Annotated in this window: 8 protein-coding genes and 1 pseudogene; 4 read left to right on the top strand and 5 right to left on the bottom strand. The window is 50.5% G+C overall.

Annotated features, from left to right (window positions below; genetic code table 11):
• Positions 1–164: pseudogene (locus Q0340_RS07330) on the top strand (ABC transporter ATP-binding protein); the annotation flags it as partial.
• A 517-nt stretch (positions 165–681) separates the two neighbouring features.
• Here the strand turns inward: Q0340_RS07330 and Q0340_RS07325 are convergent.
• The 5 genes from Q0340_RS07325 to Q0340_RS07305 form a co-directional block, all read right to left on the bottom strand.
• Entirely contained in the window at positions 682–1368 is a 687-nt protein-coding gene (locus tag Q0340_RS07325; protein WP_298082770.1) for a tyrosine-protein phosphatase, read from the bottom strand.
• A gap of 419 nt (positions 1369–1787) precedes the next feature.
• A complete protein-coding gene (locus tag Q0340_RS07320) occupies positions 1788–2243 on the bottom strand; it encodes a DIP1984 family protein (protein WP_298082769.1) in 456 nt (151 codons plus the stop codon).
• Positions 2244–2259: 16 nt separating this feature from the next.
• Positions 2260–2940 carry a DUF799 domain-containing protein gene (locus Q0340_RS07315; RefSeq protein WP_298082768.1) on the bottom strand — a complete coding sequence of 227 codons (681 nt, stop codon included), beginning with the start codon at positions 2938–2940 and terminating at the stop codon, positions 2260–2262.
• On the bottom strand, positions 2937–3431 hold the full coding sequence (locus tag Q0340_RS07310) for a DUF4810 domain-containing protein (RefSeq protein ID WP_298082767.1): 495 nt from the start codon (positions 3429–3431) through the stop codon (positions 2937–2939). The genes Q0340_RS07315 and Q0340_RS07310 overlap by 4 nt, the downstream gene beginning before the upstream one ends.
• Positions 3432–3440: 9 nt before the next feature.
• On the bottom strand, positions 3441–4118 hold the full coding sequence (locus Q0340_RS07305) for a CsgG/HfaB family protein (protein WP_177388405.1): 678 nt from the start codon (positions 4116–4118) through the stop codon (positions 3441–3443).
• A gap of 98 nt (positions 4119–4216) precedes the next feature.
• Between Q0340_RS07305 and Q0340_RS07300 the strand changes: the two genes are divergently transcribed.
• The 3 genes from Q0340_RS07300 (at position 4217) to Q0340_RS12355 (ending at position 6221) form a co-directional block, all read left to right on the top strand.
• Entirely contained in the window at positions 4217–4897 is a 681-nt protein-coding gene (locus Q0340_RS07300; protein ID WP_298082766.1) for a response regulator transcription factor, read from the top strand.
• Positions 4894–5946: a HAMP domain-containing sensor histidine kinase gene (locus Q0340_RS07295; RefSeq protein ID WP_298082765.1), complete on the top strand. Its 1053-nt coding sequence runs from the start codon at positions 4894–4896 to the stop codon at positions 5944–5946. The genes Q0340_RS07300 and Q0340_RS07295 overlap by 4 nt, the downstream gene beginning before the upstream one ends.
• Before the next feature lie 107 nt (positions 5947–6053).
• Positions 6054–6221 carry a hypothetical protein gene (locus Q0340_RS12355; RefSeq protein WP_363317260.1) on the top strand — a complete coding sequence of 56 codons (168 nt, stop codon included), beginning with the start codon at positions 6054–6056 and terminating at the stop codon, positions 6219–6221.
• Positions 6222–6403 lie beyond the last annotated feature (182 nt).

The following is a 6403-nucleotide window of genomic DNA, read 5'->3' as shown; positions in this document are numbered from 1 at the left end:
TCGGCGTGCTCATCACCGATCACAATGTCCGCGAAACGCTTGCGATCTGCGACCGTGCCTACGTCATCAAAGACGGCGAGCTTTTCGCAGGCGGTACCGCAAAAGAGATAGCCAGCGATCCGAATGTCCGTAAATTCTACCTCGGCGAAGATTTTAGCATTTAGCCGCGCAGGGTTGTTTTAACTCCTCGGGCTTCCGCTTCGGCGCGCGCGGTTAAATTCTATAATTTAAGTTTTGCGATTTAAATTTCAAGTGTACGGCTGCGATTAGTCGTACGCGCGACACTTGATTTAAAATTTTGCATATTAAAATTTAAAGCCACTGCCACGTCCGTACGATAGAACGATTTGATTTTGTGCTTTAAATTTTGCTATCTTGCAATCTCTTTGCTATATTTTTTAGAAATTTGCGGCCTTAAATTTAACTCGCCGCAAAGAGTGAAATTTTATCGATATCTATAAATTTAAAATTTCTCGCGCCTTTTGTTTGCAGGCCTCAAATTTTTGCTCAAACTCCGCGCGTCTTTGCAGCTCGTTTTTCGCCCCTATTTTGGTGTATCCCGAGCCTCGCCCCAGAAAATATACATAGCTCGTATTCTAAAATTTCGTTATAAACGGCATTTTGTCATTATTAAATTTACAAATTTTGCCGCCGTCTGATCGGACGGGCGAAATTCCGCGTCTAAATTCCAAGCTCGGCTCTTACGAGCGCTTCATTTTGTGGCGTCAAAAAGCCCGCGATATCCTGCCACATGGAGTGAAAGCCGTATCCGCCGTCTATCATCTCGCTGCGCGCGGCGTCCAGGCTCCAGCCCTGATAGATCACGCGGTACATCGCCACCACAAGCCCCGTGCGATCGGCTCCGTGATAGCAGCGCACGAGCACGGCGCCCTCCTTTTGGCGCTCGCGAATGGTGCGCAAGACGTCCGCTATCTGCGCGGGCTTTATCTCCCAGCTTTGAAGCGGCTTGTTTGCAAGCCAAAATTGATCTCCGAACGCCCTTCTGTCGCCGCCTTTGCTAAAATGGCGCAGATTTACGATGCTTTTGATACCCAGCTCGTGCAGTTTCGCGGCGTCGCTCCCGTCAAGCTGAGCGCTGCGAAATAGCCGCTCGTCCACGCGGTAGAAATTTTTCGCTTCGTCGATGAGGGTTACTTTTTGTGATGAGTTTGGGGTTGTGCCGTGCGCTACGGTATCTGTGTTCTTAAATCGCGCGTCTTTAAATTTAGCGTCTTTTACGTCCGCGAGATTTAGCTCCGCGCCGCTCGTTTTTCTAAAATTTATGGAATTTGCTTCTGTCGTAAGCTCTGCATTTACGCCGGTCGCAAAGAAAAACGCGGCTGCTAGCGCAAGGGTTTTAAATTTCAAATTTCATCCTTTAAATTTGGCTAAATTTATGATTTTTGTAAAATTTGATGTTCGGCGGTCAAAATGCAAAATGACAAGCGCGCCTAAATTTAACGTAAAATTTGAGCGTCAAGGCCGCCAAAATCGCCATTAAATTTTGCCGCGAGCCTGCAAAGCGCGCCGCAAAAATCAAAATTTCGTTTCAAATTTCCCCGTTCCCGCCCTCGGTATCGCTAGATCAGTACGCGGTAGTTACATTGCGTAGTTACATTGCCCCTGTAAATTTACTGAAAATAAATCGTAAAAGGGGTGCGCCCGTTTCCGCGAGCGCTGCCATAAACCTGCTTCGCAGGTGAGTTTCGTACTCGCCTCTTGCGATACTTACCCGAAATTTTATTTTTCGCGAAATTCTTTCAAATTTCGCCGCTAAATTTGACGCTTTAGTCGATCAGATCGGTCTGCCAGTTCGCGCCTTGCAGCGTCGTATCGAGCTGTCTGATCTGCTTAGCCAGCTCGTCCACCTGCTTTTGCAGCGCCGCGACGTCGACCGTGCTTAAAATTTTAATCTCGCTGCGCGAATATGCATCGATCTTTTGCGCGGCGACTTGTGCGAATGCACGCAGCGCACCCGCTTTTAACGTGAGTATGTCGCGCTTGGCGATTAGCTCGGTTAGGCTCTTGCCGTCCGCTTTTGCGGTGCAGTTGGTTAAATTTATCCGAACTATCAGGCGCTCAAGCTCGCCCGTAAGCGCATCCAGCTCGGCTAGCAGCACCTTTGGCTCTTCGCTAGGCTTTTCTCCCTCTTGCACCTTTGCGTTATCCGCGAGCCTTGATTTTAGCTGCTCGATGCGTTTTTGTATGTCGGCGCGCAGTATCAGTGCCTCGGCTAGTTTCATTTTCGTCCTTTAAATTTTATCTTTCACCGCCAAGCTGCCTATCCTGGCCGTAGTGCGGCGAATACGGGCCGTAGAGCAAACATTTGTTGCAGTTTTGGCCCAGTAGTATCGCATCTGCGCTCGCAGAGAGCTTGTATCCCGCATCGGTGATCGTATCACTAACCTGCTTAATAACCGCGGAGATCAGCATACCCACGAGATTGTTACCGCCTCCGCCCGAGTCGTCGCTGACCTGCGCCGAGCCCTCCCAGAGCGTCGCGCCGCTTCGCAAATCCACAAGTTTGGCATTGACCGCCACTACGTTCGTGCTTTTGATAAGCATATACGAAGTGCCGTATTTGACGACGTTCAGATACAGCACGGCGTCCGCACCGAAAATCTGCCTTAGCTTGTGCGCGGAGACGTTTTGGATGTCGCTAGCCTCATAAATTCCGTTATTTTTAAAGGTCTCATGCACGAGCGCGGGCGAAAATACATAATACCCCGCTTCGCTTAGCGGATAGATCGCGTTGGCAAGCACGGCAGAGCCTGCGTCCACTTCGGTAGTTTCGTTGCTCGGCATCAGCACCAAAATCGATCTCGGCTTAGCCTGCTGAAGCGCCGAGTAGTCATAAATTTCAGGCTCGCTTAGAGCGCACGCATTAAAAAACAGCGCCACGAATACGCTAAAAATCGCTATTTGAGCTTTATTTTTCATTTTTTAGCCTTTTTATTCGTTTTGCCGCCCTGCTTTGCGGCAGCTTTGCCTTGCTTTGCAGAGGCCGCTTTGGCGGCTTCGCGTCCGCTTGATCCTTGGGCTTTATCGGCGCCGGGCTTGGCCGCAGCCTCAGCTTTTTTAAGCGCGGCGGGATTTGTAACGAAGGTCAAAAACGGCTTTGATTCAGGGAAGGCCTGAGCTTCTTTTTCAAAGTTTTCCCTCGCCCTCGCGCCGTTACCCGCGCTTAGATACAAAAGCCCCAGATGCGAATAAAGCCCCGGCGGGACTTTGAGTCCCTTTTCGTATGCTTTTTGGATAGATTTTTCAAGCGCTTCGATCTGCTCGCCTACGTCGCCTTCCTGCTTTAGATACTGATAGGTCGAGTCCGTGTAGCTGCCGTCCCAGTAATAAATTTGATTCCGCGTCCCGCCGCCGCAGCCGCAAAAGATCACGGCCGCAGCAGCAAGAGCAAGAGCGCTGCTCGCTTTCAAATTTAATCCTTATCTCACTTTAAACGCGCCGTTTTCAAGGCCGTTTACGAGATTATTGACCGCTTCGATGATCGCTAGGCTTAGCACCTTGCCGTTTAGCGTCGAATCATAGCCCGCAGTGCCGCCGAAACCTAGCACTTCGCGATTAGATAGCTCATACTCGCCCGCGCCCTGAGTCGAAAAGACCACCTCGGACGTTCTAACATCAACGATGTTTAAATTTACTTTAGAATACGCGGTTTGAGTCTTTCCCTTGCCTAAAATTCCAAACAGCTGATGATCTCCGGTCGTCTTGCGGCCAAACTCAGTCACGTCGCCGGTGATAACGTATCTGGCGCCCTTTAAGTTTTGTGCGCTTTTGGAGATTGCGCTTTCCTCTTTGATGGCGCGCATATTCGTGCGATCAAGCACCGAGAAGCGTCCTGTTTGCTGTAAGCTTGAGATTAAAATCGTCTGCGCTTGGTTGCCCAGTCTATCCTCGCCGTCGGAGAACACGCCGTTGTTGTAAGAGGACTGGTTGTTAAAGCGTCCTACCGACACGGCGATTCGCTCGCCCGAGTAGTTGGTGTTTAAGGTCGCTACCGTAGGGGTTTGCACTACGCGAGAGCTCTCTTTCGCGCATCCGCTAAATAGCGCCAGCACCGAAGCTGCAATAACGGCAGCCGATATGGTTTTTTTGAAATTCATTCTTTACTCCTTGAAAAAATTTACGTATAATATCTCATTGTTTCTTAAAATTTTATGTATAAATTTAAGCGCATAAATTTATCAAAACGGGAGCGATGATGCTTAATATTTTACTAGTCGAAGACGACGAGGCTTTGAGCTCGGCGATAAGGGAAAAGCTGCTTGACGAGGGTTTTAGCGTGAGCTGCGCCTTCGATGGCAAGCAGGCGGCAGAGGCGCTGGATGAGGCGCACTTCGATCTGATCATCTCGGACGTGATGATGCCTAAGATGGACGGCTTTGAGCTTAGCAGATACGTTAGGCGCGACGGCAAGAGCCAGCCGATACTGATTATAACGGCAAAAAGCGAGATCGAGGATATGCAGACGGGCTTTAAAAGCGGCGCGGACGATTATATGAGCAAGCCGATAAATTTAAAAGAGCTCGTGCTGCGCGTGCATGCGCTGCTAAGGCGCGCAAAGATCGCGAACGAAAAGCGGCTTCTCATCGGCGGAAGCGAGCTTGACTACGATACGCTTAGCGTCCGCACCGAGGGCGAGCGGATAAGCCTGGCGCCGAAGGAATTTCGTCTTTTGTTTTTGCTGCTAAGCTACGCGGGCAGAATTTTTACGAGGTTTGAGATAATGAGCGAAATTTGGGGCTACGAAACGGACAGCGACGAGCGCGTCGTCGATACGCACATCAAAAAGCTGCGGGCGAAATTTGAAAACTCCAAAGATTTTGAGATAATCACCGTGCGCGGACTCGGTTACAAAGCCGTAAAAAAGGAGCGAGCGTGAAAAAATACCTCATCAGCCTTAAAAGCTTCATCGCGTTTTACTCTTCGCTCGCATTCGGCGTGATAAATTTCATCGTCTGCTTTGCAGTCTGCATGCTTTTTTACATAGGCATCGGCGGCAAGATCGGCGGGTTTTGGGACGGAGTGGCGCTGTGCGCGATCATCTGCTTAATCACGATGGCACTAAATTTTACCCTGCTTTACTTCGGACTTAAAATTTTATTCCGCCCGATCAAGCGGCTACTAGGCGCGATTACCGCGATCGCAAACGGCGATTTTGAGGCGCGCGCCGAGCGCAAGATACATAGGCGCCGCACTGATTACCTCTATATGCACGAGCTCGACGAGCTTGTGGTAAATGTCAATAAAATGGCGCAGAAGCTGCAAAAGCACGAGCAGCTGCAAAAGGAGTTCGTCTCAAACGTCTCGCACGAGATGAAAACGCCGATCTCCTCGATCGCCGCGTTAAGCGAGATGATAGAGGGCGGCGTGAGCGAGGAGCGCGCCGTGCGATACGCAGCCTACATCGGCGCGGAAGCAAACCGCTTAAGCAAGCTCTGCACCGATATGTTAAAGCTAACGAGGCTTGATAGCGGCGCGGCGGTGCGCCTAGATGAGACGGTACGTATCGACGAGCAGCTTAGGCAATGCATCATATCGCTGAGCCAAAGCTACGAAGGGCACGAGTTTGAGCTAGATTTATCACCGCTTAGCGTGCGATCAAACGCGGGACTGCTAAATCAAATTTGGCGAAATTTGATCGAAAACGCGCTTAAGTACTCGCGCCAGGGCGGTAAAATTTTCATCCGTTGCCGCGCTTACGATGGCTTTGCGCAGGTGAGCATCAAAGACGAAGGCATCGGCATCGCGCGCGAGAAACTGGATAAAATTTTTGACCGATTTTATCAGTGCGAGGAATCGCACAAAGAGCTCGGCAGCGGGCTTGGGCTTAGCATCGTACGCACGGCGACAGGTCTTTTAGGCGGGCAGATCGAATACGAAAGCGAACCCGGCGTCGGAACCGAGGCGCGCGTTAAAATTCCGCTTTAAATTTCAGATCAAGACGGCGCGGATGAGCTGCGTCTTGCAATTCATAGCTCGCCGTAAAATTTTGCCCCACAGGCGCAAGTCGCGCCGATGCAAGCTTTGACGGCGCAATCCTGGCCGATGCAATCTTTGATGATGCAATCTTTGATGATGCAAGCTTTGATGATGCAAGCTTTGGCGACGTAAAAAAGCGCGGGCGTGTCGCGCGCCGCATTCACATAAAATTCTGCTTTAAATTTTATATCGATTTGCCGCGGACGCCTCGCGCGCCGCGATGAGGTCGGTATTTTGCTTTAAATTTAGCGCGCGCTGCGACTTTGCCGCCCTTTACGACTTTGCCGCGCATTACGGCGGGCGGCAGGCTCGCTTAAATTTGCCGCGCCTTAACGCAGGTAGCTGAATTTTGCCTGAAATCTGCCGCCGCTCGCACTTTACGACAGGCGGTAAAAATTTCGCCGTA

Source organism: uncultured Campylobacter sp. (assembly GCF_938045595.1).
Taxonomy (GTDB): domain Bacteria; phylum Campylobacterota; class Campylobacteria; order Campylobacterales; family Campylobacteraceae; genus Campylobacter_B.
Note: the sequence above shows the minus strand (reverse complement) of the source record. Positions and strands in the feature narration are given on the sequence as shown.